This is a genomic window from Halopseudomonas pertucinogena (assembly GCF_014646575.1).
GTDB classification, from domain to species: domain Bacteria; phylum Pseudomonadota; class Gammaproteobacteria; order Pseudomonadales; family Pseudomonadaceae; genus Halopseudomonas; species Halopseudomonas pertucinogena.
In genome coordinates, this window is the sequence record NZ_BMNN01000002.1 from 270,586 (window position 1) to 293,499 (window position 22,914).

A 22,914-nucleotide genomic window follows, 5' to 3' on the forward strand; every position below is an offset into this window, starting at 1 on the left:
ACGCTGGCCTCCAAAATCATGAGCCCCGCCCGGCAGCGTCCCGCCTGCTGCCATCCATAAAAAAACGGAGTCCTGGCATGCAGACGATTCCCCATACCGAGACCTTCGACAGCACGCTGGCCTTCCTGCAGAACGGCTACGAATTCATCTCCTCGCGCTGTCGGCAGCTGGACAGCGACGTCTTCCGCACCCGCATCATGCTGCGCCCGGTGTACTGCGTCACCGGGGCGGATGCTGCGCAGATGTTCTACGAGCCCGGCCGCTTCACCCGTGTCGGCGCGATGCCGCCGACCACCTTGTCCCTGCTCCAGGACCATGGCAGCGTACTGACCCTGGATGACGAAGAGCACGCCAGACGCAAGGAAATGTTCATGGCCCTGATGGGGCCGTCACGCTTGGCCGAGATGGTCGAGCTGTTGGAAGCGGAATGGTCCAGGCGGCTCGCACAATGGAGCCAGCGCGGTCGCGTCCGGCTGCAGGATGAGGTGGAGGAAGTGCTGTGCGCCAGCGTCTGCCGCTGGGCCGGGATCGAGCTGGACGAGCGGCGGACGCATCTGCTGACCCTGGAGCTGCGGGCCATGATCGAAGGCGCCGGCAGCGTCGGCCCGCGCAACTGGAACGCCAACCTGCTGCGCCAGCGCACCGAGCACTGGGCCCGCGAACTGATCCGCAAGGCACGGCAACAGGCCGACCACTGGCCGCATACACCGCTGGAGGTGATTGCCCGCCACACCGGCCCGCGTGGCCACATACCGGATATTCGCACGGCCGCGGTGGAGCTGCTCAATCTGCTGCGACCGGTGGTGGCCGTGGGGCGTTACATCGCCTACCTCGCCCACGCCCTGCACCAGCGCCCCGACCTGACCGCACGCATGCGGGCAGGCGACCAGGAACTGGCTGCGGTGTTTGTTCAGGAGGTTCGCCGCTACTACCCCTTCTTCCCGGTGGTCGGCGGCATCGCCCGGGAGGATTTCAGCTGGCGAGAGTATCGCTTCAGCCGCGGAGACTGGCTGCTGCTCGATCTGCATGGCACCAACCACGACCCCCGGCTCTGGTCACATCCCGATCAGTTTCATCCCGAACAGTTCGCCACCTGGAACGTCAGCCCCTTCACCTTCATACCCCAGGGTGGCGGCCGGTTCTCCAGCGGCCACCGCTGCGCCGGCGAATGGCTCACCATCGAGCTGCTCAAATCGGCACTGCGGATGTTGCTGGGGATGGATTACCGGGTACCGCCACAGGATCTGCGCATTCCGCTGTCGCGGATGCCGGCGGGGATCAGGAGTCGGTTCATTGTCGAGCAGCTCGGGAGCGCGGAGAGATGGAGCGGGTGAAGGGAATCGAACCCTCGTCTTAAGCTTGGGAAGCTTCTGCTCTACCATTGAGCTACACCCGCAACGGCGTGCATCTTACCCTTCCCGCGCCGCTTCCAGCAATGCCTTTCCCACCCATGAGCGGGCAAACTGCCAGGCGCAGCGCCCGTTGCGGTTGCCTCTGGCGGTGGCCCAGCGGATGGCCTCGCGCTGCAGCTCCTCGCTCCACTGCCATTGCAACCCGTACTGGTCAGCCATGCTGGTCAACCAGTGACGCACCACCTCCAGGTAATGATCCTGGCTGAACGGGTAGAAGGATACCCACAGTCCGAAGCGATCGGACAGGGCGATCTTCTCCTCTATGGCCTCACCGGGATGCAGCTCGCCATCGACCATGCTCGCGCCGAGGTTGTCGCTGCGCTGCTCGGGCAGCAGGTGACGACGGTTTGAAGTGGCATACAGCAGCAGATTGTCCGGGGTGGCTTCCACCGAGCCGTCGAGCACGGTTTTCAGGGTCTTGTAGGCGCTGTCGCCCGCTTCGAAGGCCAGATCGTCACAGAACAGCAGGAAGCGCCAGGGCTGGTCACTGATCAGGGCAACCAGTGCCGGCAGGTGGACCAGTTCATCCCGATCGATCTCGATCAGTCGCAGGCCGCTGTCCTTCCAGGCGTTCAGCAGGGCGCGGACCAACGATGATTTGCCGGTGCCCCGGGCGCCCCACAGCAGCGCGTTGTTGGCCGGCAGACCTTCGACAAACTGCCGGGTGTTGGCCTCGAGCAGCTGCTTCTGCCGGTCCACCCCGACCAGGTCGTCCAGGCTGTGTTCACCATCAATCTCCAGCGGCTTCAGCCAGCCGCCCCCGCCCTGCCCGACCCAGCGGGCCGCGTATACCCTGTGCCAGTCGATAGCCGGCGGTACCGGCGGCAGGTTCTGCTCGTAACGGTCGAGAAAACGCACCACCCGCTGCATGAAGTCACTGGTGGACATCTCCGCCATCATCTGGGCTCCAGCCGCAGGCACACCGAGTTGATGCAGTAGCGCAGGCCGGTGGGTGGCGGGCCGTCAGGGAAGACGTGCCCCAGGTGGGCGTCGCAACGGGCGCAGAGCACCTCGATGCGGTGCATCCCGTGACTGAAGTCCTCTTCGGTGGTGACCGCGCTCTGCTCCACCGGCGCGTAATAGCTCGGCCAGCCGCAGCCGGCATCGAACTGGGTGTCGGTGTCGAACAGCGGGGCGTCGCAGCATACGCAGTGGTAGACCCCCGGCTCGCCCTTCTGATAATAGGCGCCGGTAAAGGGCCGTTCGGTGCCACCAAGCCGGCAGACCTGATATTGTGCCTCGGTCAGCTGTGCGCGCCAGGCATCCTCGGTTTTGCTCACTTTGTCCACAATTTCCTCCGGGAAGTTGTCGTGCGGGCTTTCTTCGCCGCAACCGCAGTCGTATGATGCTCGCTTTGCTTCGGCAGTCCCAGCCCATTTCTCCTCACCGATGATTTACAGGTAAGTATCATGCAGGTTAGCAAGTCCAACAAATTGGCCAATGTCTGTTATGACATTCGCGGGCCGGTCCTGCGCCATGCCAAGCGCCTCGAAGAAGAAGGTCACCGGATCCTCAAGCTGAACATTGGCAACCCGGCACCCTTCGGCTTTGAAGCGCCTGAGGAAATCCTCCAGGACGTGATTCTCAACCTGCCCACCGCACAGGGCTACAGTGACTCCAAGGGGCTGTTCTCGGCGCGCAAGGCGGTCATGCACTACTGCCAGACCAAGCACTTCCAGGGTGTCGGTATCGAGGACATCTACCTGGGCAACGGCGTGTCCGAGCTTATTGTCATGGCCATGCAGGCCCTGCTCAACAACGGTGACGAGGTACTGATCCCGGCACCGGACTATCCGCTGTGGACCGCCGCGGTGAGCCTGTCCGGTGGCAAGCCGGTCCACTATCTGTGCGATGAGCAGTCGGACTGGTACCCGGATCTGGCCGATATCCGCAGCAAGATCACTCCCAACACCCGGGCGCTGGTGCTGATCAACCCGAACAACCCTACCGGCTCGGTGTACCCGCGTGAAGTGCTGGAGCAGCTGGCCGAGGTCGCCCGCGAGCACAACCTGCTGGTACTGGCCGACGAGATCTACGACAAGATTCTCTATGACGGTGCCGAGCATGACTCCTTTGCGGCGGTGGCGCCGGATCTGCTGTGCCTGACCTTCAACGGTCTGTCGAAGTCCTACCGGGTGGCGGGCTTCCGTTCCGGCTGGATGGTCATCAGCGGCCCCAAGCAGCGCGCGGCCAGTTACATCGAAGGGCTGGAGATTCTGTCCTCCATGCGCCTGTGTGCCAACGTGCCGGCCCAACATGCGATCCAGACCGCGCTGGGGGGCTACCAGAGCATCAATGACCTGATCCTGCCCGGCGGCCGGCTGCTGGAGCAGCGCGACATCGCCTGGGAGCTGCTCAACGAGATTCCGGGGGTGAGCTGCACCAAGCCCAAGGGCGCGCTCTACCTGTTCCCGAAGCTGGACCCGAAGGTCTACCCGATCCATAACGATGAGAAGATGGCGCTGGATCTGCTGCTGCAGGAAAAGATCCTGATCGTGCAGGGCACCGCCTTCAACTGGCCCTGGCCGGACCACTTCCGCATCGTCTCGCTGCCGCGCAAGGACGAGCTGGAGATGGCCATCGGGCGGATTGCGAATTTCCTCAAGGGGTATCGGCAGTAGGCTGATCCGGGGGTGCGGGCCGGGCGCGCTGCGCGCGCCAATCGCGCCGAGGTCGGCGCTCCTACAGCTGAGGAAGTGGCGTAACCCACCCCTGCAGGAAGCCCGCCCTCGGGGAGATGGTTGGACCGCATGGCCACCCGCCGCGAGGCTTCAATGTAGGAGCCCCGCCCCCGGGGCGATTGGCGGCCGCAGGCCGCCCGGGTCCACACACGGAGCACGACGCCTGACCGATGCGATCGGGCTGTGTCAGAAGCCTGGGCCCGGAGCACCACGCGCCGACACGCTTTGATACAGAGTGCCGATTGAATCGCGGCGGGCCAACCCCAAATATACGCGTAGCTTTCCAAATCTTAGGAGTTTCATCTACATGATGCGCATTCTGCTTTTCCTGGCGACCAACCTGGCTATCGTTCTGGTCGCCAGTATCACGCTCAGCGTGCTTGGAGTGGGTAATATCCATGATGGTCAGGGCGGCATGAATCTTCAGGCGCTGCTGATCTTCTGTGCGGTGATCGGTTTCGCCGGCTCGTTCGTTTCGCTGTTCATGTCCAAGTGGATGGCCAAGCGCGGCACCGGTACCCGGGTGATCACCCAGCCCCAGACCCGTCAGGAACAGTGGCTGGTGGACACCGTCGCCGAGCTGGCCCGTGATGCCGGTATCGGCATGCCGGAGGTGGGCATATTCCCGTCGCGGGCGTCCAACGCCTTCGCCACCGGCTGGAACAGGAACGCCTCGCTGGTTGCGGTTTCCGAAGGCATGCTGCAGCGCTTCAGCCCCAACGAGATCCGTGCGGTGATGGCCCACGAGATCGGTCACGTGGCCAATGGCGACATGGTCACGCTGACGCTGATCCAGGGGGTGGTCAACACCTTCGTGATGTTCTTTGCCCGCATCATCGGCAATATCGTCGACCGCGTGGTATTCAGAAACGAGGAAGGTGGCCCGGGTATCGGCTACTTCATCGCCACCATCTTCGCCGAGCTGGTGCTGGGTATCCTGGCGAGCATCATCGTCATGTGGTTCTCCCGTCAGCGGGAATTCCGCGCCGACGCCGCCGCGGCCCAGCTGACCGGCAGTGGCAACATGATCGCCGCGCTGGAACGCCTGCGCGCCGAACAGGGCATTCCGGTGGAAATGCCCGGCGAGATGACCGCCTTCGGCATCAACGGCAACCTGAAAAATGGTCTGGCCGGCCTGCTGATGACGCACCCGCCACTGGAACAGCGGATCGCTGCACTGCGTGCCGGCAACTACCGCTGAATCAACAGCCGCCTGTTCCGAACCCCCGCTCTGCGGGGGTTTTTTCTTCCAGCTCGAAAGGTACGTTTGCCGCTTGGGATATTTTCTGTCATCCCGCAGTCATAACGGTTGTCTATGCTTTGATACGTGCCAGGCATCGCAGAGTTGCCGGCGCTTACCGATTGGAACCTGATCTGGAGAACGTCATGACTCAACGGGTACAGCAGAAGCAGCGCCTACTGTCCGAGAACCTGCCGCGTCCCTCTCTGCAGGCGCGGGGATACCTGGTCGATGAACAGGGCCGGGAGATCGCCATCACGGAACGCATGATCCAGCAAGCCTGCCACGAGCTCGACCAGCAGTGGGTGGCACCTCGCTCACTCAACGCCTCCTGAATCGAACCCCGCCGCCAGCACTCTCCGGGCCACCTGCGGCTCGGACGCGGCGGTGATCACACGCAACAGATTGCACTCGCGCCGCAGGGGATAATCCTTGCGCAACCGGTCGAACCCTTCCCGACTCGCCTGTTCCGATGAGGCCGCCGCCAGCATGGCGCGCAGCCGTGCGTCATCATCCCGAACGTCGTAGACCAGCCGCAGTGCGCGGGTCAGCGCCCAATCCTCGGGTGTTCCCGGCTCCACCAGCCATTCACCGGCCCCGCTGCGGGGCGCCAGCTGCTCCAGCGTCATCGTGGCGGGTACGTCGAGGAAGCGGCACAGCGCCTGATAGATCTGCGCGGTGCCACGCAGCTTGCCGTCGAGGCTGTAGCCGGCGATATGCGGGGTGGCCAGCGCACACAGGGCGGCCAGCTCAGGGGTCACCAGCGGCTCGTGCTCCCAGACATCCAGCGCTACCAGCAGGTCGCTTCGCCGTTGCAGCACGTCCAGCAGGGCCGTGTTGTCTACCACCGGGCCACGACTGCTGTTGATCAGCCAGGTGCCGGGGCGCAGCCTGGCGAGCCGCGACCCATCGAACAGGTGACGGGTCTGATGGGGGCCATCCATGGTCAGGGGCACATGGCAGCTGATCACGTCACAGTGACGTATCAGTTCTTCGATATCAGCAAAGCCGGGTTCGCCGCGCTCGGCGCGGGGCGGGTCACACAGCAGGGTCTTCACCCCCAGTGCCTGAAGCACGGTTGCCAGCCGACTGCCGACCTCCCCTACCCCGACGATGCCCACCACCCGGTCCTGCCAGCGGCTGGCTGAACGCTCGGCGAAGGTCAGCAGGCAGCTGAGCACATACTCCACCACGCCCCGGGCATTGCAGCCAGGCGCGCTGGCGACCTCGATGCCGGCGGCGTCCAGACCGGCCAGATCCAGATGATCCGTGCCTATGGTGCAGGTACCGACAAAGCGCACCGGGGTGCCGGCGAGCATCTCTGCGCTCACCCGGGTGACGGAGCGGACCAGCAGCACATCCGCATCGGCTATCGAGGTATGGTCGATAAGACGCCCCGGCAGACGGGTCAGACGGCCGAACTCACCGAGAAATTCGTCAAGCAGGGGGATGTTTTCATCAGCAACGATATGCATGGCAGCTCCGAGTCGGGTAATGGAGTGATTGTCGGAGCCGATCCGGCTGCTGTCCAGCTTCCGGGTTATCCCAGCCGGTCCAGGCTGAAGCGTTCGGCGTCCAGCTGCTCTCCGGGGCGGTAGTGATTCAGCAGCGCATCGAGGAACCGGCCGGCCCGTTCGGGAATGCCATCGCGCAGATAGACCCGGACCTGGTCCACCACCCTGCGCTTGAACGGCATGGGGTCGGTGGGCTCGCCGCTCAGATTGTCCAGACTGACCCGGAAGCGGTGGCCCGCGGCCTCGCAGAACAGCCATTCCAGCGCCTGCGGCTTGACCTCCACCCGCTCGAAGGCGGCCTGCTGCTCGGCACTGCGACCGTCGGCAGCGTACCAGTAGCCGTAATCCACCTGCCTGCGCCGCTCCTCGCCCGCCACGCACCAGTGGGCGACCTCATGCAGCGCACTGCGGAAGTAATCCAGGGTGAAGATGATGCGGTGCACTGGCTCCTGCTCGTCGGCAGGCAGGTAAACGGGCTCGCTCCCGCCGCCCACCAGACGGGTATTGCAGGAAACGGCAAAGCATCGGTCGAACAGGCGGATCAGGTCCTGGCAATCATGGATCATGGGACAGGTGAACAAACATGGGCGAATTGGTAGGATGAGCGGCTTTTCTTCAGAAGTAATCCCGATGACTACCAGTGAAACCCCCACCCGCTGGCGGCGCAGTGTAACAGAATTGCGCGCGCTGATCTGGCTGGCCCTGCCTATCCTGGCGGCGCAGCTGTCGCAGACCCTGCTGGGCTTCGTCGATACCGCAATGGCCGGACGGGTAAGCGCCGTCGACCTGGCAGCGGTGGCGCTGGGCAATTCCTTCTGGCTGCCGACCTTCCTGTTTCTCTCCGGCGTGCTGATGATCGTCACCTCCAAGGTCGCAGCCAGCAATGGTGCCGGCCGGCCGGAGCAGATTGGCCCGCTGGTAAGACAGGGGCTGTGGCTGGGGCTGGGGCTCGGCGGCCTCGCCGGGATGGTACTCTGGTTGGTGGAGCCGGCGTTGCATTGGGCGAATATCGCACCGGAGCTGATGCCCAAGACGGTTGATTACATCCAGGCGGTGGCGCTGGGCTTCCCGGCGATCGGTATGTACCAGGCCCTGCGCGGCATGACCGATGGCCTCTCACGGACCAAGCCGGGCATGGTGATCGGACTGCTCGGGTTGATCCTCAACGTGCCGGCCAACTACGTGCTGGTGTACGGCAAGCTGGGTTTCCCGGAGATGGGGGGTGTCGGCTGTGGCTGGGCGACGACGCTGGTGATGTGGTTCATGCTGGCCTGCATGGTGATCTATCTGAAACGCTCGAAGATCTATGCGGCCTGCAGACTGTTCGAGCGTTTCGAGTGGCCGAGATGGTCCGTGCAGCGCGGGTTGCTCGGGCTCGGGTTGCCGATTGGTATTTCGCTGTTTTCCGAAACCAGCATGTTCGCGCTTATCGCATTGCTGATCGGCAGCCTCGGCGCAGTGGTGGTGGCAAGTCACCAGATCGCCCTGAACCTCACTTCGCTGGTGTTCATGGTGCCGTTCAGTCTCGGCCTGGCCATCACCGTGCGGGTCGGTCACAACCTGGGTATGCAGGGCGCGCGGGCGGGGCTGTTCGCCGCCAAGGTGGGAATCGCCGCCGCGCTGGCCGGGGCCACGGTGTCGGCTACCTTCCTGTTCGTGCTGGCCGACTGGCTGCCGCATATCTACACCACCAATACTGCAGTACTGGCACTGGCAAGCAGCCTGTTGGCCTATGCCGCCCTCTACCAGTTCTCCGATTCACTGCAGGTGGCCTGCGCCGGTGCGCTGCGCGGCTATCAGGACACCCGTATGCCGATGCTGCTGACCATGATCGCCTACTGGCTGATCGGTCTGCCCAGCGGTTATGTGCTGGGGCTTACCGATGTGCTCGGCCCGGCCCAGGGGCCCGCCGGCTTCTGGAAGGGGCTGATCATCGGCCTGAGCGCGGCAGCGCTGTTCCTGTCGGTCCGCCTGGCCATTGTCGGCGGCAGGCGCAAGCGGCGGTTTCCGCAGGACAGCAGCCATCTGGCGCCGCCGTGAGTCATTGAGGGTGCCGCCTTGTGCTTCATGCGGCGCGCGGAAAGGACCTCAGCCGCCCTTGCGGATCAGGTAGCGGAACTCGCCTCCGGCCTCTTGCTGCGCAAGCAGCGCATGGCCGAGAAAACTGCAGAAGCGCGGGATATCGCGCTGGGTGGACGGGTCGGTTGCCAGCACCTGCAGACACTCGCCCTCCCCCAGATCACGCACCGCGTTATGCAGCAGCATCACCGGCTCCGGGCAGAACAGCCCCCGGGCATCCAGCTGGGCATCGGGTGAAGGTAAGGCATCTGTCATGGTGTGGTGATCCTGCAGAAGAGAAGCCGCCATTATCCCCCAACAGCCGGCCGGGTTCCATTCCCGGCGTCGAGGCGGAGCTCCACGCTCCGGGGAGGAGCGCCCGCCCCGGGGGGCCGGGTTCCATCCCGGCAATGGGGCTGGCTGCACCCTCGCACGTCTCTGGCTTTTATTGCACCTTGTAGCTTCCGGCGTGCAGCACCCGCACGTGGCAGGTCACTTCCTCCCGGTCGGTATACAGCTGCTTGCAGGCAATGGTCGCCCTGATGCCTGCCGCGTCCAGCGCGTCCTCGACATGCTCCAGGCACTGCATCACTTCCCGATACCGCTGTTTCATCGGCAGTTTGAAGTTGATGATCGCCTCCCTGCACCAGCCGCGGGTGATCCAGCGGGCCAGCAGCGAGCTGCTGCGTGCGGGCTTGTCCACGATGTCGCAGACCATCCATTGCACCGGGCGTGAGGGCTTGAACAGGTAACCGTCCGCCTGCACGTGCTCGACCTGGCCGCTGTCCATCAGGCTGCGGGCCATCGGCCCGTTATCCACCGCGATGACCTTCATGTGCCGGTTGACCAGTTGCCAGGTCCAGCCGCCGGGCGCTGCCCCCAGATCCACCGCAGTCATGCCCGGGGCCAGGCGGCTGTCCCATTCGTCCCGCGGAATGAAATGGTGCCAGGCTTCTTCCAGCTTCAGCGTGGACCGGCTGGGCGCTTCCCGGGGGAACTTCAATCGTGGGATGCCCATCGGCCAGGCCGCGGCGTTATCCATCCAGGACCAGCCGACAAAGATCCGCTGACCGCTTTCGAAGAATACGTGCAGCCTCGGTGCCTCGCTGTTCTTCGGCCGCACGAAGCGGGTCTTGGTCAGGGCGCTGTGCAGCGGGCGCTCGAGCTTCTTTGTCAGTGCGGCAAGCGCCTTGCCGTCATTGGTGTCGGCGGTTTCCAGCCACAGTACCGAAGCGATCGGGCCGGCAGCACAGGCGCTGATGATGGGCGACACCCGGTCTTCAGCGGACACATCCAGCCAGCTGCCCAGCGCCCACTGGCGGGCAAAGATCAGCTGACGGAAGTCCAGCCCGCGCATCAGCCGCTCGGCGTCGCCCGGCTCCGGACAGACGAAGCGCACCACGGCGGCGCCCTCCCGGGTGACCACATATCCGCTGATCCCGCCCTGCGCAGCCAGCGTCTGGATTTCCGCGGCAGCTTCGCTTTCAAAGCCCGGCCGACAATGTAGAAGCAATTCGTTCATGGGGTGGTTCCCGATCTGGACAGAGGCGCGTTTCAAGGGCGCTACTCTACAACCGCAGCCCGGGCGACACCAGCGGCCGACCTCACAGACCGTCTCACTGAAACATACTCAACCAAAGCGTGATAAACTTCGATCTCGCTCATCATCCATGGAGCTTCGCCATGCTCGAACTGCGGCATCTACGCACACTGGTCACCCTGCGCGAGGCAGACAGCCTGGTGGAAGCCTCCGAGCGGCTGCATCTGACGCAATCGGCGCTTTCCCATCAGATGAAGGATCTCGAACAGCGTCTCGGCACGCCGCTGTTCGTCCGCAAGACGCGCCCGGTACAGTTCACCAGCGCCGGGCTCCGGCTGCTCCGACTCGCGGACAACCTGCTGCCCCAGGTGCGCCAGGCCGAGCGGGACCTGCAGCGTCTGGCCGGCGGTCAGGCAGGGCGACTGCACATGGCCATCGAATGCCACAGCTGTTTCCAGTGGCTGATGCCGACCATCGATCAATTCCGCAACGTCTGGCCGGAGGTGGAGGTCGACTTTGCCTCGGGACACTTCTTCGCGCCGCTGCCAGCCCTGGCCCGCGCGGAACTGGACCTGGTGATCACCTCGGACCCGCAGGATATTGCCGGCCTGAGCTATGTGCCCCTGTTCACCTACGAGGCAGTGCTGGCCATCGGCAACCAGCACCCGCTGGCCGCCCGCCCCTTCATCGAGCCGCAGGATCTCGCTGACCAGACACTTATCTGCTATCCGGTGGAGCGTGATCGTCTGGACATCTTTACCCGCTTTCTGGACCCGGCCGGCGTCGAACCGGCTGCGGTGCGCAACGCGGAACTGACGATCATGATGATGCAACTGGTGGCCTCGGGACGGGGCGTGTGCTGCCTGCCCAACTGGGGCATGAGCGAGTATGTGCAGCGCGGCTACGTCAGCGCCCGGCGTCTGGGCCGTGAAGGACTGTTCGGCACGCTCTACGCTGCGGTGCGCGAGGACATGCTGGAGATGCCCTACATGCAGGACTTTCTGCTCACGGCCAAGGACATTTCCTTCGCCACACTCGAAGGGGTGAGTGCGCGAAACCCAGGCGCAGGAGTCACCAGCTGAAGCGGAGACCGGCGTCGCAGACGCCTCGAATCGTCTCGAAATAGCACTTGGACAGCATGTGATACGGCTTCGTGCAAACTGTGAATTCCTTCTCCCTGTCTCAAAATCCACCCTAATAGGGGAGTGTCTCTCTACACATTTGGATACAGGATCTGTCTCGATCCGGGCGTGGTAGCGGGTTCCCGTTGCCCGGCGATATCCCTACAAGACCAACAAGAAGAGAACTCCCAATGAAAGCACCTGCATTGAAACTCACTGGTATCGCTCTGGGCATGATGCTGTCTGCCGGCGCCATGGCTACCAACCCGGGCACCCCCGGCGGTGAACAGCCCGGCACCGGTTTCCCGGCCGTGTCCGACTTCGCTGCCAGTGGCCCCTTCGCCACCACCAACAGCAACGTCAATACCACCTGCGCCGTGTATCGTCCGCGCACCCTCGGTGAGAACGGTCTGCGCCACCCCATCATTCTCTGGGGTAACGGCACCGGCGGCTCGCCAAGCACCTACGGGCGGTTGCTGGAGCACTGGGCCAGCCATGGTTTCGTGGTAGCGGCCGCGCGCACCTCCAACGCCGGCAGTGGCGAGGAGATGATCTCCTGCCTCAACTATCTGGTAACCGAGAACGGCCGCAGCACCGGCACCTTCGCCGGCAAGCTGGACGTCAACCGTGTCGCCACTGCCGGCCACTCGCAGGGGGGCGGCGGCAGCATCATGGCCGGTCAGGACAGCCGTGTCACCGTGACTGCACCCTTCCAGCCCTACACTCTGGGCCTGGGCCACCGCAGCTCCTCCCAGAGCAACCAGAGCGGTCCGATGTTCCTGATGACCGGCGGCAGCGACACCATCGCCTCGCCGAGCCTGAACGCCCGCCCCGTCTTCAACCGCGCCAACGTGCCGGTATTCTGGGGTGAACTGCGCGGTGCAGGCCACTTCGAGCCCGTGGGCAATGCCGGCGGCTACCGTGGGCCTTCGACCGCGTGGCTGCGTTATCACCTGATGGAGGACTCCAACGCCGAAGGGCTGTTCTACGGCAGCAACTGCGGCCTGTGCAGCGACCGTAACTGGGACGTCAACCGCAAGGGTATCAACTGAGTCTGAACCTCGCTTCATGACCTGAGTCGAACCGGCCACCTCTGGGTGGCCGGTTTGCGTCTGGGCAACCGCTTCTGCCGCTTCGCTGTTTACATTTCTGCCTCGCCGGTTAAACTCCCGCGCTGACCGATCAGTCGTTCCTGCAATATCACGCACGGGACACTTTTAACCTCGGTATCATTTCGCTACTATAGGCGACAAGAAATACAAAATGCTAAAGGCGTTTATCCAATGAGCACTCAGACCCCCCTCTCCATGGCCCTTTCCCAGCGTCAGGCTGACGAGCGAGCCACTCCCCTCACTGCCTTCCGCATGGCGCGGCGCTGGTGGTTGGAAGGCCGCAGGTTGAACCTCTCCCAGCTGGCCGAAGAACTGGGCATCGGCCGCGCGACGCTGATGCGCTGGGTGGGCAACAAGGACCTGCTCATGGGTGAGATTCTCTGGTCACTGTACAAGGGGATCTACGATCAGGTCATCGAGAAGGCCAAGGCGGACCACCCCGAGCGGGGCATCGAGTTTCTCGGGCAGATCTATGATGAAGTCAATCTGCAGCTGATCAATGCCAAGCCCATGCACGACTTCCTCGCCTCCGAGCCGCAGTGGGGGCTTCAGCTGCTGACCTCCAATGTGTCCGGCCTGCAGAAGCGGCTGATCGACGAGTGGGAAGCACTGTTTCAGGAAGAGATCTCGGCCGGACGCATCAATCCGGAGATGGACGCCAACAGCCTGGCCTATTACATCATCCGCATAGGTGAAGGGGCGGTCTACTGCGACCTCATCTGCGGTCGCACGCCTGAACCGGAACGGGCCGGCCAGGCCTTCCGCCTGCTGGTCAACGGCCACAGCCGCTGACCAGCGTACCGTTGCGCCGGCCTGCTCAACGCCGGCGCAGCGGCCATTCCATGATGAAGCAGGCCCCACCCAGCGCCTGCGAATGCTCGGCCCGGGCCCGACCGCCGTGCCAGAACATGACCCTCCGCACGATGGACAGGCCCAGCCCGTATCCGCCTGACGCCCGCGTCCGGCTGACATCCATGCGCATGAAAGGGGTGAATATCCGTTCACGGTAGGCCTCCGGGATGCCGGGGCCGTCATCCTCCACCGATATCCGCACCATGCCGTGCTGGATGCGCGTGGTTATCCTCACCTCGGCGCTGGCGTGGCGCATTGCATTGCTGATCAGGTTGGTGATCGCCCGTTGCAGGTAGCGCGGCTCGGCATCCACATGCCGCCCCAGCCCCCAGGACTGGTCGATATGGTGCAGCGTGATCGAGGCGTTGAGCGGCGCCAGTTCGGCAATCACCTGCTCGACCATGCGCGGCACGTTGGTGCCTTTCATGGTAATGGCCGGCGCGCCCTGCTCCAGACGGGCATAGGTGAGAATCTCATCCACCAGCCGGTCCAGTTCGTTCAGGTCCCCGTCCATGCCCTCAATGAAACGCTGACGGTCTTCCGGGCCCTCGGCGGTGTCGAGCATTTCAAGGCCGAAGCGCAGCCGTGCTACCGGCGTGCGAAGCTCATGGGAGACAGCACCCAGGGTTTCGCGCTGGATACGCATCAGCCGCTGGATGTGCCCGGCCATGTCATTGAACGCCCGCGCCAGCCGTCCGACCGAGTCGGGACTATCAATGTCCACTCGATAATCCAGATTGCCGTTGCTGATATTGACCGCTGCGGTCTCCAGCACCATCAGGCGCTGTTCCAGCTGTCTCACCAGCAGGTAGATCAGCAGGCCGGTGAGCATCAGGGCCAGCAGTCCGATGACCAGTAGCAGCTGTGGCGGATACAGGCTCATCTGGAAGAGCGGGCCGAGCTGCAGGATCCACTCGGTGCCCGGAATCTTCAGGTACAGCAGGATGGAGTCGCCCCGCGGCCCCAGCGCCATGACGGTATCGATTTCGTCGAGACGGCGCAGCTGGTCGGAATCGAGCCCCGATTCACGCACCCGTATGAGCTGCAATGGATAGCCGAAGCCCTTCTCCCTGCGCAGCTGCTGTAGCCGCGCAGGCATGTCTCCTTCGGGATGGCGTACCAGCTCATCGGCGATGAGGAACAGCGTAGCGCGGCCCAGCTGCTCGGAGACCCGCTGGATATCGGCAACCAGTACCAGCTCCTGCCGCGGGTCGACCATGGCCATCACGCGGACTTCACCGTCCTCGGTGGGACGCACCAGCACCGCCCCGTGGAGCAGCCTGGACCAGTAGGCCGATTCCAGCGCCAGATCCGACAGGTTGTGCATTTCCAGCGGCACGCCTAGCAACCGCTGCCAGACATTCATCACCTGGCGCCGCTCGAAGGCATCCATGGGCTGCAGATTGTCTGCCATCAGCCGGAAGGTACCGCTGGCGATCCGCTCGCGGTAATCCTCGGCGCGGATGCCGTTGATCTGGTGGATCACCAGCATCGCCAGCAGCAGCACGGCGACCAGCACCAGCAGCATGCCGCCGTAGATGCGCAGGAATATGGAATTCACTGAGCGTCGGGCTCCGGCGCGACGAACAGGTAGCCCTTGCTGCGGACGGTCTTGATAAGCCTGGGCATGTCCGGATCGTCTCCGATCTTCGGGCGGATACGGGAGATGCGCACATCGATGGAGCGGTCCTGACCGTCATACTCGATACCGCGCAGAGCGACGAATGTCTCCTCCCGACTGAGAATGCGGCCGGCGTTGCTGGCCAGCAGCCACAACAGATCGAACTCGGCACCGGTCAGATCGATGAGCTGCCCGTCCAGCCAGGCCTCGCGACGGGAGTTGTCGATCACCAGCGAGCCGAAGGTCAACCGCGAGGCCGCGCGCGCCCCGTTCTCCGACTCGGTCCTGCGCAGCAGCGCGCGAATGCGCGCCAGCAGAACCTGTGGTCGGACCGGCTTGTTGACAAAATCGTCAGCGCCCAGCTCCAACCCCTTGATATGGTCCTGGTCATCGCTGCGGGCGGTCAGCATGAGGATCGGCCGGGCAAAGCCGCTCTCGCGCAACCGCCGGCAGACGGTCAGCCCGTCGACACCCGGCAACATGAGATCAAGCACCACCAGCGACGGCGGATTGGCCAGGATGCTCTCGATGGCCTGGCGGCCATCTTCGATCAGATCGACTGTCAGGCCCTGGGACCGGAGGTACTCCCCGATCAGGGCGGCCAGTCGGGCATCATCTTCAACTATGACGATTCGTTCGTTCTCTGCATGCATTCCGTTACCCTTGGGTTACTGCCGGAGCGGAGCTGCAGATTGTATCATCCGAAAATGAAAAGGCCGGCAAATCGCCGGCCTTTCGTTGCTGAACAGGATCAGGTCCTGTCGACCCGATCCTTGATGTTGTCCTTGACCTTGCCCTTGAGCTGCTGAGCTTCGCCCTTGCGCTCCTGCATACGACCTTCAGCGCGGGTACTCGGCTTGTCGCTCGCCTGCTTGGCCTTGCCGACAACCTCGTTGGCCTTGCCTTTTACCTTGTCTTTGGTGCTACCCATGGTGTTCGCCTCTTGTTGTCTGCTACATGACTTCTGACCGGGCGAAGCGGGAAACGTTGCAATTTATTTGACCAGCAACACCGGCACCGGCACCTCGTGCACCACACGGGTGGCCACCGACCCCATCACCAGGTTACCCAGGCTGCTCATGCCTCTCGTACCCATGACCACCGTGTTGCAGCCCAGCCGCTTGACCGCCGCGACCACTTCGGTCACCACATCACCGACCACCTCGTGCAGTTCGTAACTGATGCCCGCCGCGTCCAGCATCCGCGCCGCGTCAGCGTTCAGTTTCTTCGCATGGTTGATCGCGCCATTGCGCAGGTCGTTGAGCATGGTCGCCGGCACATAGTTGCCGTACAGGTTCGGCTCACGCTGCACGTTCAGCACGTGAACCTGGATATTGGGGAAAACCCGTGAGAACTCGACCAGATACTCGATCGCACGCTTGGCCGATGCCGATCCGTCAAATGGAACCAGTACATTCTGCATAGCTATTCCCTTTTTCTCGTTGATTTCATTCAGAGCATAGCCGCTCTGCGCTTCGATGCACATGATCTGCATCAACCGGACGCAGCATTGCTGCTACCCCGAAGGTGCCAGCGCCATCAACTGCCAAAGGGAACAGCCATCTGCTCAGGCGCGCGGCAGGGTAACGCCGCGCTGCCCCTGGTATTTGCCGCCACGGTCCTTGTAGGAAACCTCACACTGCTCGTCGGATTCGAAGAACAGCATCTGCGCCACGCCTTCGTTGGCGTAGATCTTCGCCGGCAGCGTGGTGGTATTGGAGAACTCGAGAGTAACGTGCCCTTCCCACTCGGGCTCCAGCGGCGTCACGTTGACGATGATACCGCAACGGGCATAGGTGCTCTTGCCCAGGCAGATGGTCAGGACATTGCGCGGGATGCGGAAGTACTCGACAGTGCGGGCCAGGGCAAAGGAATTCGGCGGGATGATGCAGACGTCGCTCTTGATATCGACGAAGCTCTTCTCGTCAAAGTGCTTGGGGTCGACGGTGGCCGAGTGGATGTTGGTAAACACCTTGAACTCGTCCGCACAGCGCACATCGTAGCCGTAGCTGGAGACCCCATAGGAAATCACCCGCTCCCCTTCCGCGCCGCGCACCTGACGCTCGACGAAAGGTTCGATCATGCCGTGTTCCTGCGACATCTGACGTATCCAGCGATCCGATTTGATAGTCATGGGTGAATCCTGATTCAAGGGGTTGAAAAGAGGGCTGCATATTACCGGTTATTCAGCGCGCACTGAAGCCCGGGCGGATGGTGGCGGAACAGGCCTGTGAATCGCAGGCCTGTTGCAAGGAGTTGATCAGTCGTCGCTGATGCTGATGTTCGGTACGCCGGATTGCCCGGCACCGCTGGCCAGGCGCGCCGCCACATGGCGGGCCATGTCCTGATACAGCAGGCTGATCTGACTTTCCGGCTCGGCGATCACGGTGGGCCTGCCGCCGTCGGCCTGTTCGCGGATCATCATCGACAGCGGCATGGAGCCCAGCAGCTCGACACCGTATTCCTCGGACAGGCGAACGCCGCCACCCTCGCCGAACAGGTGTTCGGCATGCCCGCAATTCGAACACACGTGCACCGCCATGTTCTCCACCACACCCACCACCGGAATGTTCACCTTGCGGAACATCTCGATGCCCTTGCGCGCGTCCAGCAGAGCGATGTCCTGCGGGGTGGTGACGATGACCGAGCCGGTCACCGGCGCCTTCTGGGCCAGGGTCAGCTGGATATCGCCGGTTCCCGGCGGCATGTCCACCACCAGATAGTCCAGATCATCCCAGGCGGTCTGGGTCAGCAGCTGCATCAGCGCGCCGGACACCATCGGTCCACGCCAGGCCATGGGCGTCTTGTCCCCCGCCAGGAAGGCCATGGTCATCACCTGCACGCCGTGCGCCCGGGGCGGCACGAACCACTTTTCGTCACGCACCTCCGGCCGGGTGCCTTCCGGCACACCCAGCATCAACCCCATGCTGGGTCCGTAGATGTCCGCGTCCAGCACCCCTACCCGCGCGCCTTCTCCGGCCAGTGCCAGCGCCAGGTTCACCGAGGTGGTGGACTTGCCCACACCGCCCTTGCCGGAGGCCACGGCAATGATGTTCTTCACGTTGGCCAGCCCGGGCACGCCGCCCTGGGTAGGCGCAGCACGAACGGTCCAATCCACCCTGACCGTCGCGCTGTCGACACCGGCCACGTCCTCCACAGCCACGGTCAGCATCTGCTCGATCCCGCGAACGATGTTCCCCGCCGCATAACCCAGCGTCAGCTGCGCGCTTACACGCCCGCCGTCGATATCCAGCGATTGCAGACAACCGGCACTGAGCAGGTCGGTCTTGAGGTAGGGGTCCTGGTAACGGGCCAGGGCCTGTTCTACGGCGGAACGGTCGATCGCGGTCATAAATCCATCCACTTAAGCTGAAAACCCCGACATGCTAATGCCTGGTTGGAGAATTGACCATGCCACGGCCCGTGACCCGTAAGCGCATGCGGACCGCAGGGGCATGGATAACAAAAGTTTTCAGTCAGCCTCTACAGTATGGCGCGACAATGCCGATAAGCTACCAGGCGTGGAAGCACGTCCAAGGATAAAAACACGGCTCGAATTGCGAGCACTGAGGGAATCGCCATGCAGGATACGTTGACACCCCCCTCCCCCGCAGCGGCAGCGTCTGTCGATGGCGGCCGGGCCAATCAATTGGCCGTCACGCTGGGCATCCTGATCCTCACCGGTCTGCTGCTCTGGGCCGGCGACACCTGGACCCGTGCACTCGGGCTCGGGCTGGGGACCATTGCACTGTTCCTGGCCTGGCAGCTGACCCAGCAGTCCGCTGCCGGAACCAGCGCTCTGCGGCACCGGTTCAGCGGAGCCGACGCACTGCAGGTCGACCTTTCGCCACCGGCGGGCCCCGAACAGAGCGATCCGGACTTCGTCGCCTTCAGCGACCGCCTGCGGGACATGCTGCTCGGACTGCAACAGCAGAACCTGCGCATCGCCGTGGACTCGGCGAAGAACCGCGTGCTCGCCGAGCGCACCGAGCAGGCCGCCCGAGCCCAGCAGAACCTGTCAGAGCTGATCTTCCAGGCCAGTGACCAGACCAGCAGCGCGTTGCAGGACATCAGCGCCCGGACCAGCAATATCTCGGGCATGACCGCCCGCAACCTCGATGCGGCCCGCTCCTCGCAGATCCGCCTGACCGAAGCCTGCGACCACATGCAGCAGATCAGTCAGGTAATGCACGGCTTCCAGGGCAACATGGAGGCGCTGGATGCCAGCTCCGGGCAGATCATGAAGATCCTCACCACGGTGCAGAATTTCTCCGCCCAGACCAACATGCTGGCACTCAACGCGGCCATCGAAGCCGCCCGCGCCGGTGAACAGGGTCGGGGCTTTGCGGTGGTGGCCGATGAGGTGCGCAGCCTGTCCATCCAGGTCGGCACCGCAGCGGATCAGATCGGCGAGCTGATGGAGCAGATGCTCGGCGCCATGACCGGGGCAGAACAGCAGTCCCGGCAGATGCGCCAGCAATCCGAGGAAGCCGGCGAGGCGGTGCGTGGCGCCGCGGACCAGTTCGGCCAGATGGTCGAGGATTTCCAGCACACCAACGACGACCTGCTGATGGTCAGCAGCGCGCTGGAGGAGCTGGCGGTCGGCAACCAGGAGACCCACCAGCACAGTATCGCCATCCGTGACAGCAGCCGCAGCATCAGCGCCAACATGGAGCAGAACTTCGCGCTGGCCGACCGTCAGCGCGATGACAGCAACCTGGCCCTGCAGACCCTCAGCCTGTTCCGTCTGGGCAATGGCCAGATGGAGGCGGTGACCGACAGACTGATGGAGTACCGCGCTGCGGTGGAACGCGAACTGGAAGCCCTGGCCGCCAGCGGCGTGGACATATTCGACCGGCGCTATACCCCGATCCCCAACACCAACCCGCCCAAGCATGACGTCAGCTGGGCCGATGCCTGCCGTCCGCGGATCCAGCCGCTGCTGGACAAGTGGGATCACCAGGGCAAGGACGGCATCCTCTACATCGCACCGGTCGACGACCACGGCTACCTGCCGGTAGCCCGCACCGCTGCCTCCCAGCCGCCCACCGGCGACCCCAAGGTGGATGCGGTGAAGAGCAACTACAAGCGCTTCGTCGTGCCCAGCAAGGTCGAGCTGGAGAACCTCAACAAGTGCAAGTACGTGAGCCTGGGGACCTTCGTTCTGCCCGGCACGGATACGGTGATCTTCGTGCAGTTCGTGCCCCTGATGGTCAACGGACGCCACTGGGGCAGCCTGAGCGCCGGCATCCTGCCCCAGGCACTGATTCAGCAGCTCTGAGGCGCGCCGGGAGTCAGGCCCATCATGAAGCGACAGGCCGCATCAGCGGCCTGCTCCACCAGCTGCGCCTGGGTCAGGCCCGTGCGTCTGAGCGGTTTGAAATCATGATCTCCCGATTCCAGCCAGTGCACCCGCAGCTGCGCTGACAGATCATAGCCGGCGACCTCCTCCGGCTTACCGAAGGGATCACGGGTGCCCTGCACCACCAGCCCCGGCCTGACCAGCCCGGCCAGATGCCCGGTACGGGTACGCTCCGGCCTGCCGGGCGGATGGAAAGGATAGCCGAAGCAGAGCACACCCAACGCGTCCAACTCATCGGCCACCATACTGGCGACACGCCCGCCCATGGACTTGCCGCCGATGAACGCCGGCTCGCCCAGCGATGCATACCGCTCGAGAAAATGCGCACGCAGCACCGGCATCGGATTGGGTGGGCGTTTGCTGCCACCTTCTCGGCGCTGGGCCATGTAGGGAAACTCGAAGCGCAGCACGCGGATGCCCCGCCGGGCGAGCGCCGTCGCGAGCAGGTTCATGAAATCGCTGTCCATCGGCGCGCCCGCGCCGTGGGCCAGCAGCAATGTGGCCCGCGCCGTTCCGTCAGGCCGGGTTTCGAGAAAATCCTGTATCACTGCAACTCCAGGCGAAATCGGTGGTCCCTAGGATATCGCCACTTCGATGGCTTCCCCAGCCCGCAACGGGTACAACAGGAATTTTCCGCAGGCCTTGATCCAGGGCAAGTGCGACATCATGTCACAGCCGTTCACAGTGCCTGCTCTTCACAGTCAGGAGCCTGAGGCTTATCCTTGCATGCATCGGTAAGCCGGCCCATGGGGAGGCCGTACGGAAACAGCCACGGAGCTGTTGTAGCCGACAGTTCTACCGGCGCAACCTTTCCCCTGCAAGTAGATTTCTCGCAGCCACCTCCGTCGTCCAACCCTTTGCCGGCCATTACATTGACATGAGTCATTGCAAACAGTGGGGTCTTTTCTCATACTGCGCGCGCTTTGACCACCTATTAACCTTCGCTATCCGTGGGAATCTCGCATGAGCACAGCTACCACTCCGACAGCCTATAACTACAAGGTGGTACGTCAGTTCGCCGTCATGACGGTCGTCTGGGGTATCATCGGTATGGCTCTAGGTGTCTTTATCGCAGCCCAGCTGGTCTGGCCTGCACTCAACTTCGACCTGCCCTGGACCAGCTTCGGACGCCTGCGTCCGTTGCACACCAACCTGGTCATCTTCGCCTTCGGCGGATGCGCCCTGATGGGTACGTCGTTCTACGTGGTGCAGCGCACGACACAGGCCCGCCTGATGTCGGACAACATGGCTGCGTTCGTGTTCTGGGGCTGGCAGGCGGTTATCCTGCTCGCGATCATCACGCTTCCGCTCGGCATGACGTCCACCAAGGAATACGCGGAGCTCGAATGGCCGATCGACATCCTGATCACGGCCGTCTGGGTAGCCTATGCCACGGTGTTCTTCGGCACCATCGCCAAGCGCAAGATGAAGCACATCTACGTCGCCAACTGGTTCTACGGCGCGTTCATCATCACCATCGCCGTGCTGCACATCGTCAACAACATGGCGATGCCGGTCAGCCTGTTCAAGTCGTACTCCATGTACGCCGGCGCCACCGATGCGATGATCCAGTGGTGGTACGGCCACAACGCCGTAGGTTTCTTCCTGACCGCCGGCTTCCTGGGCATGATGTACTATTTCGTGCCCAAGCAGACCGAGCGTCCGGTGTACTCCTATCGCCTGTCGATCGTCCACTTCTGGGCGCTGATCGGCCTGTACATCTGGGCCGGCCCGCACCACCTGCACTACACCGCGCTGCCTGACTGGGCGCAGACCCTGGGCATGGTGATGTCGCTGATCCTGCTGGCTCCGAGCTGGGGTGGCATGATCAACGGGATGATGACCCTGTCCGGCGCCTGGCACAAACTGCGCACCGACCCGATCCTGCGCTTCCTGGTGGTGTCCCTGGCGTTCTACGGCATGTCCACCTTCGAAGGCCCGATGATGGCGATCAAGACCGTCAACGCCCTGTCGCACTACACCGACTGGACCATCGGCCACGTACACGCCGGCGCACTGGGCTGGGTTGCCATGATCTCCATCGGTGCCATCTACCACATGCTGCCCAAGGCCTTCGGCCGCGAGCAGATGTACAGCATCGGCCTGATCAACGCGCACTTCTGGCTCGCCACCATCGGTACCGTTCTTTACATCGTTTCCATGTGGGTCAACGGCATTACCCAGGGCCTGATGTGGCGTGCAGTGAACATCGACGGCACCCTGACCTACTCCTTCGTCGAGGCGCTGGAAGCCAGCCACCCGGGCTTCATCGTCCGCATGATCGGTGGCCTGTTCTTCGTGGCCGGCATGCTGCTGATGGGCTACAACTCCTGGCGCACCATCCGGGCCTCCAAGCCGGCTGAAGCGCAAGCTGCTGCCCAGATCGCCTGAGGATTATGAT

23 protein-coding genes and 1 tRNA gene are annotated in these 22,914 nt (G+C 63.5%); 10 read left to right on the top strand and 14 right to left on the bottom strand.

Translation table 11 applies throughout. From position 1 onward, the window contains the following. Positions 1–77 precede the first annotated feature (77 nt). Positions 78–1,334, top strand: coding sequence for a cytochrome P450 (locus IEW63_RS06390; RefSeq protein WP_188635776.1), 1,257 nt, complete (start codon positions 78–80; stop codon positions 1,332–1,334). On the opposite strand, the gene IEW63_RS06395 is transcribed toward IEW63_RS06390, so the two are convergent. From IEW63_RS06395 to msrB, 3 genes are all read right to left on the bottom strand, one after another. Beyond that, positions 1,323–1,396: transfer RNA gene (locus IEW63_RS06395), tRNA-Gly, on the bottom strand. The two genes, IEW63_RS06390 and IEW63_RS06395, sit on opposite strands and share 12 nt — an antisense overlap. 13 nt (positions 1,397–1,409) lie before the next feature. Next, complete coding sequence (locus tag IEW63_RS06400; protein ID WP_444542578.1) at positions 1,410–2,309, bottom strand: ATP-binding protein; 900 nt, start codon at positions 2,307–2,309, stop codon at positions 1,410–1,412. Then, complete coding sequence (gene msrB / locus IEW63_RS06405; protein WP_188635778.1) at positions 2,309–2,701, bottom strand: peptide-methionine (R)-S-oxide reductase MsrB; 393 nt, start codon at positions 2,699–2,701, stop codon at positions 2,309–2,311. The genes IEW63_RS06400 and msrB overlap by 1 nt, the downstream gene beginning before the upstream one ends. Before the next feature lie 120 nt (positions 2,702–2,821). Here msrB and IEW63_RS06410 point away from each other — a divergent pair, with 120 nt between their 5' ends. The 3 genes from IEW63_RS06410 to IEW63_RS06420 all read left to right on the top strand — a co-directional run bounded on the left by IEW63_RS06410 (position 2,822) and on the right by IEW63_RS06420 (position 5,668). After that, positions 2,822–4,033 (top strand): pyridoxal phosphate-dependent aminotransferase, encoded by a 1,212-nt coding sequence (locus IEW63_RS06410; protein WP_188635779.1) that lies wholly within the window; start codon positions 2,822–2,824, stop codon positions 4,031–4,033. A gap of 367 nt (positions 4,034–4,400) precedes the next feature. Continuing rightward, a complete protein-coding gene (htpX, locus tag IEW63_RS06415; RefSeq protein WP_188635780.1) occupies positions 4,401–5,294 on the top strand; it encodes a protease HtpX in 894 nt (297 codons plus the stop codon). Between the two features lie 185 nt (positions 5,295–5,479). Then, a complete protein-coding gene (locus IEW63_RS06420) occupies positions 5,480–5,668 on the top strand; it encodes a PA1571 family protein (protein WP_188635781.1) in 189 nt (62 codons plus the stop codon). Here IEW63_RS06420 and pdxB read toward each other — a convergent pair. Both pdxB and IEW63_RS06430 read right to left on the bottom strand, forming a co-directional pair. Further along, the gene (pdxB, locus tag IEW63_RS06425; RefSeq protein ID WP_188635782.1) at positions 5,651–6,808 is read right to left on the bottom strand and encodes a 4-phosphoerythronate dehydrogenase PdxB; all 1,158 of its coding nucleotides are present in this window, start codon (positions 6,806–6,808) and stop codon (positions 5,651–5,653) included. The genes IEW63_RS06420 and pdxB overlap by 18 nt on opposite strands. 65 nt (positions 6,809–6,873) lie before the next feature. Next, complete coding sequence (locus tag IEW63_RS06430; protein ID WP_188635783.1) at positions 6,874–7,413, bottom strand: elongation factor P hydroxylase; 540 nt, start codon at positions 7,411–7,413, stop codon at positions 6,874–6,876. Positions 7,414–7,477: 64 nt separating this feature from the next. Between IEW63_RS06430 and IEW63_RS06435 the strand changes: the two genes are divergently transcribed. Beyond that, the gene (locus tag IEW63_RS06435; protein ID WP_188635784.1) at positions 7,478–8,887 is read left to right on the top strand and encodes an MATE family efflux transporter; all 1,410 of its coding nucleotides are present in this window, start codon (positions 7,478–7,480) and stop codon (positions 8,885–8,887) included. A gap of 48 nt (positions 8,888–8,935) precedes the next feature. Here the strand turns inward: IEW63_RS06435 and tusA are convergent, their stop codons facing one another. Next, positions 8,936–9,181 carry a sulfurtransferase TusA gene (gene tusA / locus IEW63_RS06440; protein WP_188635785.1) on the bottom strand — a complete coding sequence of 82 codons (246 nt, stop codon included), beginning with the start codon at positions 9,179–9,181 and terminating at the stop codon, positions 8,936–8,938. Between the two features lie 169 nt (positions 9,182–9,350). After that, complete coding sequence (rlmM, locus tag IEW63_RS06445) at positions 9,351–10,427, bottom strand: 23S rRNA (cytidine(2498)-2'-O)-methyltransferase RlmM (protein WP_188635786.1); 1,077 nt, start codon at positions 10,425–10,427, stop codon at positions 9,351–9,353. A 161-nt stretch (positions 10,428–10,588) separates the two neighbouring features. On the opposite strand from rlmM, the gene IEW63_RS06450 reads away from it, so the two are divergent. The 3 genes from IEW63_RS06450 (at position 10,589) to IEW63_RS06460 (ending at position 13,470) form a co-directional block, all read left to right on the top strand. After that, on the top strand, positions 10,589–11,527 hold the full coding sequence (locus IEW63_RS06450) for a LysR family transcriptional regulator (protein ID WP_188635787.1): 939 nt from the start codon (positions 10,589–10,591) through the stop codon (positions 11,525–11,527). Between the two features lie 230 nt (positions 11,528–11,757). Further along, positions 11,758–12,618 carry an alpha/beta hydrolase family protein gene (locus tag IEW63_RS06455; protein ID WP_373288213.1) on the top strand — a complete coding sequence of 287 codons (861 nt, stop codon included), beginning with the start codon at positions 11,758–11,760 and terminating at the stop codon, positions 12,616–12,618. Between the two features lie 231 nt (positions 12,619–12,849). After that, complete coding sequence (locus tag IEW63_RS06460; RefSeq protein WP_188635788.1) at positions 12,850–13,470, top strand: QsdR family transcriptional regulator; 621 nt, start codon at positions 12,850–12,852, stop codon at positions 13,468–13,470. Positions 13,471–13,495: 25 nt separating this feature from the next. Here the strand turns inward: IEW63_RS06460 and IEW63_RS06465 are convergent, their stop codons facing one another. The 6 genes from IEW63_RS06465 to apbC all read right to left on the bottom strand — a co-directional run bounded on the left by IEW63_RS06465 (position 13,496) and on the right by apbC (position 18,503). Continuing rightward, the gene (locus IEW63_RS06465) at positions 13,496–15,091 is read right to left on the bottom strand and encodes an ATP-binding protein (RefSeq protein ID WP_188635789.1); all 1,596 of its coding nucleotides are present in this window, start codon (positions 15,089–15,091) and stop codon (positions 13,496–13,498) included. Continuing rightward, positions 15,088–15,804, bottom strand: a complete 717-nt coding sequence (locus tag IEW63_RS06470; RefSeq protein WP_188635790.1) for a response regulator — start codon at positions 15,802–15,804, stop codon at positions 15,088–15,090. The genes IEW63_RS06465 and IEW63_RS06470 overlap by 4 nt, the downstream gene beginning before the upstream one ends. A gap of 98 nt (positions 15,805–15,902) precedes the next feature. Then, on the bottom strand, positions 15,903–16,082 hold the full coding sequence (locus IEW63_RS06475; protein ID WP_188635791.1) for a CsbD family protein: 180 nt from the start codon (positions 16,080–16,082) through the stop codon (positions 15,903–15,905). Between the two features lie 63 nt (positions 16,083–16,145). Continuing rightward, positions 16,146–16,574, bottom strand: coding sequence for a universal stress protein (locus tag IEW63_RS06480; RefSeq protein WP_188635792.1), 429 nt, complete (start codon positions 16,572–16,574; stop codon positions 16,146–16,148). 144 nt (positions 16,575–16,718) lie between these two features. Continuing rightward, positions 16,719–17,285 (bottom strand): dCTP deaminase, encoded by a 567-nt coding sequence (gene dcd, locus IEW63_RS06485; RefSeq protein WP_188635793.1) that lies wholly within the window; start codon positions 17,283–17,285, stop codon positions 16,719–16,721. A 126-nt stretch (positions 17,286–17,411) separates the two neighbouring features. Further along, on the bottom strand, positions 17,412–18,503 hold the full coding sequence (gene apbC, locus IEW63_RS06490) for an iron-sulfur cluster carrier protein ApbC (RefSeq protein WP_188635794.1): 1,092 nt from the start codon (positions 18,501–18,503) through the stop codon (positions 17,412–17,414). Positions 18,504–18,731: 228 nt separating this feature from the next. Here apbC and IEW63_RS06495 point away from each other — a divergent pair, with 228 nt between their 5' ends. Continuing rightward, complete coding sequence (locus IEW63_RS06495) at positions 18,732–20,432, top strand: methyl-accepting chemotaxis protein (RefSeq protein WP_188635795.1); 1,701 nt, start codon at positions 18,732–18,734, stop codon at positions 20,430–20,432. Here the strand turns inward: IEW63_RS06495 and IEW63_RS06500 are convergent. Next, a complete protein-coding gene (locus IEW63_RS06500; RefSeq protein WP_229710368.1) occupies positions 20,420–21,061 on the bottom strand; it encodes an alpha/beta family hydrolase in 642 nt (213 codons plus the stop codon). The two genes, IEW63_RS06495 and IEW63_RS06500, sit on opposite strands and share 13 nt — an antisense overlap. Positions 21,062–21,476: 415 nt before the next feature. On the opposite strand from IEW63_RS06500, the gene ccoN reads away from it, so the two are divergent. After that, positions 21,477–22,904: a cytochrome-c oxidase, cbb3-type subunit I gene (ccoN, locus tag IEW63_RS06505; protein WP_188635796.1), complete on the top strand. Its 1,428-nt coding sequence runs from the start codon at positions 21,477–21,479 to the stop codon at positions 22,902–22,904. Positions 22,905–22,914 lie beyond the last annotated feature (10 nt).

What these genes read in the sequence shown, in the direction of transcription:
- IEW63_RS06435 (WP_188635784.1), top strand. Translation starts at nt 7,478, where the DNA reads ATGACTACCAGTGAAACCCCCACCCGCTGGCGGCGCAGTGTAACAGAA.
- IEW63_RS06470 (WP_188635790.1), bottom strand. Translation starts at nt 15,804, where the DNA reads ATGCATGCAGAGAACGAACGAATCGTCATAGTTGAAGATGATGCCCGA.
- htpX (WP_188635780.1), top strand. Translation starts at nt 4,401, where the DNA reads ATGATGCGCATTCTGCTTTTCCTGGCGACCAACCTGGCTATCGTTCTG.
- ccoN (WP_188635796.1), top strand. Translation starts at nt 21,477, where the DNA reads ATGAGCACAGCTACCACTCCGACAGCCTATAACTACAAGGTGGTACGT.
- rlmM (WP_188635786.1), bottom strand. Translation starts at nt 10,427, where the DNA reads ATGAACGAATTGCTTCTACATTGTCGGCCGGGCTTTGAAAGCGAAGCT.
- IEW63_RS06475 (WP_188635791.1), bottom strand. Translation starts at nt 16,082, where the DNA reads ATGGGTAGCACCAAAGACAAGGTAAAAGGCAAGGCCAACGAGGTTGTC.
- IEW63_RS06480 (WP_188635792.1), bottom strand. Translation starts at nt 16,574, where the DNA reads ATGCAGAATGTACTGGTTCCATTTGACGGATCGGCATCGGCCAAGCGT.
- IEW63_RS06400 (WP_444542578.1), bottom strand. Translation starts at nt 2,309, where the DNA reads ATGGCGGAGATGTCCACCAGTGACTTCATGCAGCGGGTGGTGCGTTTT.
- apbC (WP_188635794.1), bottom strand. Translation starts at nt 18,503, where the DNA reads ATGACCGCGATCGACCGTTCCGCCGTAGAACAGGCCCTGGCCCGTTAC.
- IEW63_RS06450 (WP_188635787.1), top strand. Translation starts at nt 10,589, where the DNA reads ATGCTCGAACTGCGGCATCTACGCACACTGGTCACCCTGCGCGAGGCA.
- IEW63_RS06430 (WP_188635783.1), bottom strand. Translation starts at nt 7,413, where the DNA reads ATGATCCATGATTGCCAGGACCTGATCCGCCTGTTCGACCGATGCTTT.
- pdxB (WP_188635782.1), bottom strand. Translation starts at nt 6,808, where the DNA reads ATGCATATCGTTGCTGATGAAAACATCCCCCTGCTTGACGAATTTCTC.
- dcd (WP_188635793.1), bottom strand. Translation starts at nt 17,285, where the DNA reads ATGACTATCAAATCGGATCGCTGGATACGTCAGATGTCGCAGGAACAC.
- tusA (WP_188635785.1), bottom strand. Translation starts at nt 9,181, where the DNA reads ATGACAGATGCCTTACCTTCACCCGATGCCCAGCTGGATGCCCGGGGG.
- IEW63_RS06455 (WP_373288213.1), top strand. Translation starts at nt 11,758, where the DNA reads ATGAAAGCACCTGCATTGAAACTCACTGGTATCGCTCTGGGCATGATG.
- IEW63_RS06410 (WP_188635779.1), top strand. Translation starts at nt 2,822, where the DNA reads ATGCAGGTTAGCAAGTCCAACAAATTGGCCAATGTCTGTTATGACATT.
- IEW63_RS06390 (WP_188635776.1), top strand. Translation starts at nt 78, where the DNA reads ATGCAGACGATTCCCCATACCGAGACCTTCGACAGCACGCTGGCCTTC.
- IEW63_RS06420 (WP_188635781.1), top strand. Translation starts at nt 5,480, where the DNA reads ATGACTCAACGGGTACAGCAGAAGCAGCGCCTACTGTCCGAGAACCTG.
- IEW63_RS06495 (WP_188635795.1), top strand. Translation starts at nt 18,732, where the DNA reads ATGCAGGATACGTTGACACCCCCCTCCCCCGCAGCGGCAGCGTCTGTC.
- IEW63_RS06460 (WP_188635788.1), top strand. Translation starts at nt 12,850, where the DNA reads ATGAGCACTCAGACCCCCCTCTCCATGGCCCTTTCCCAGCGTCAGGCT.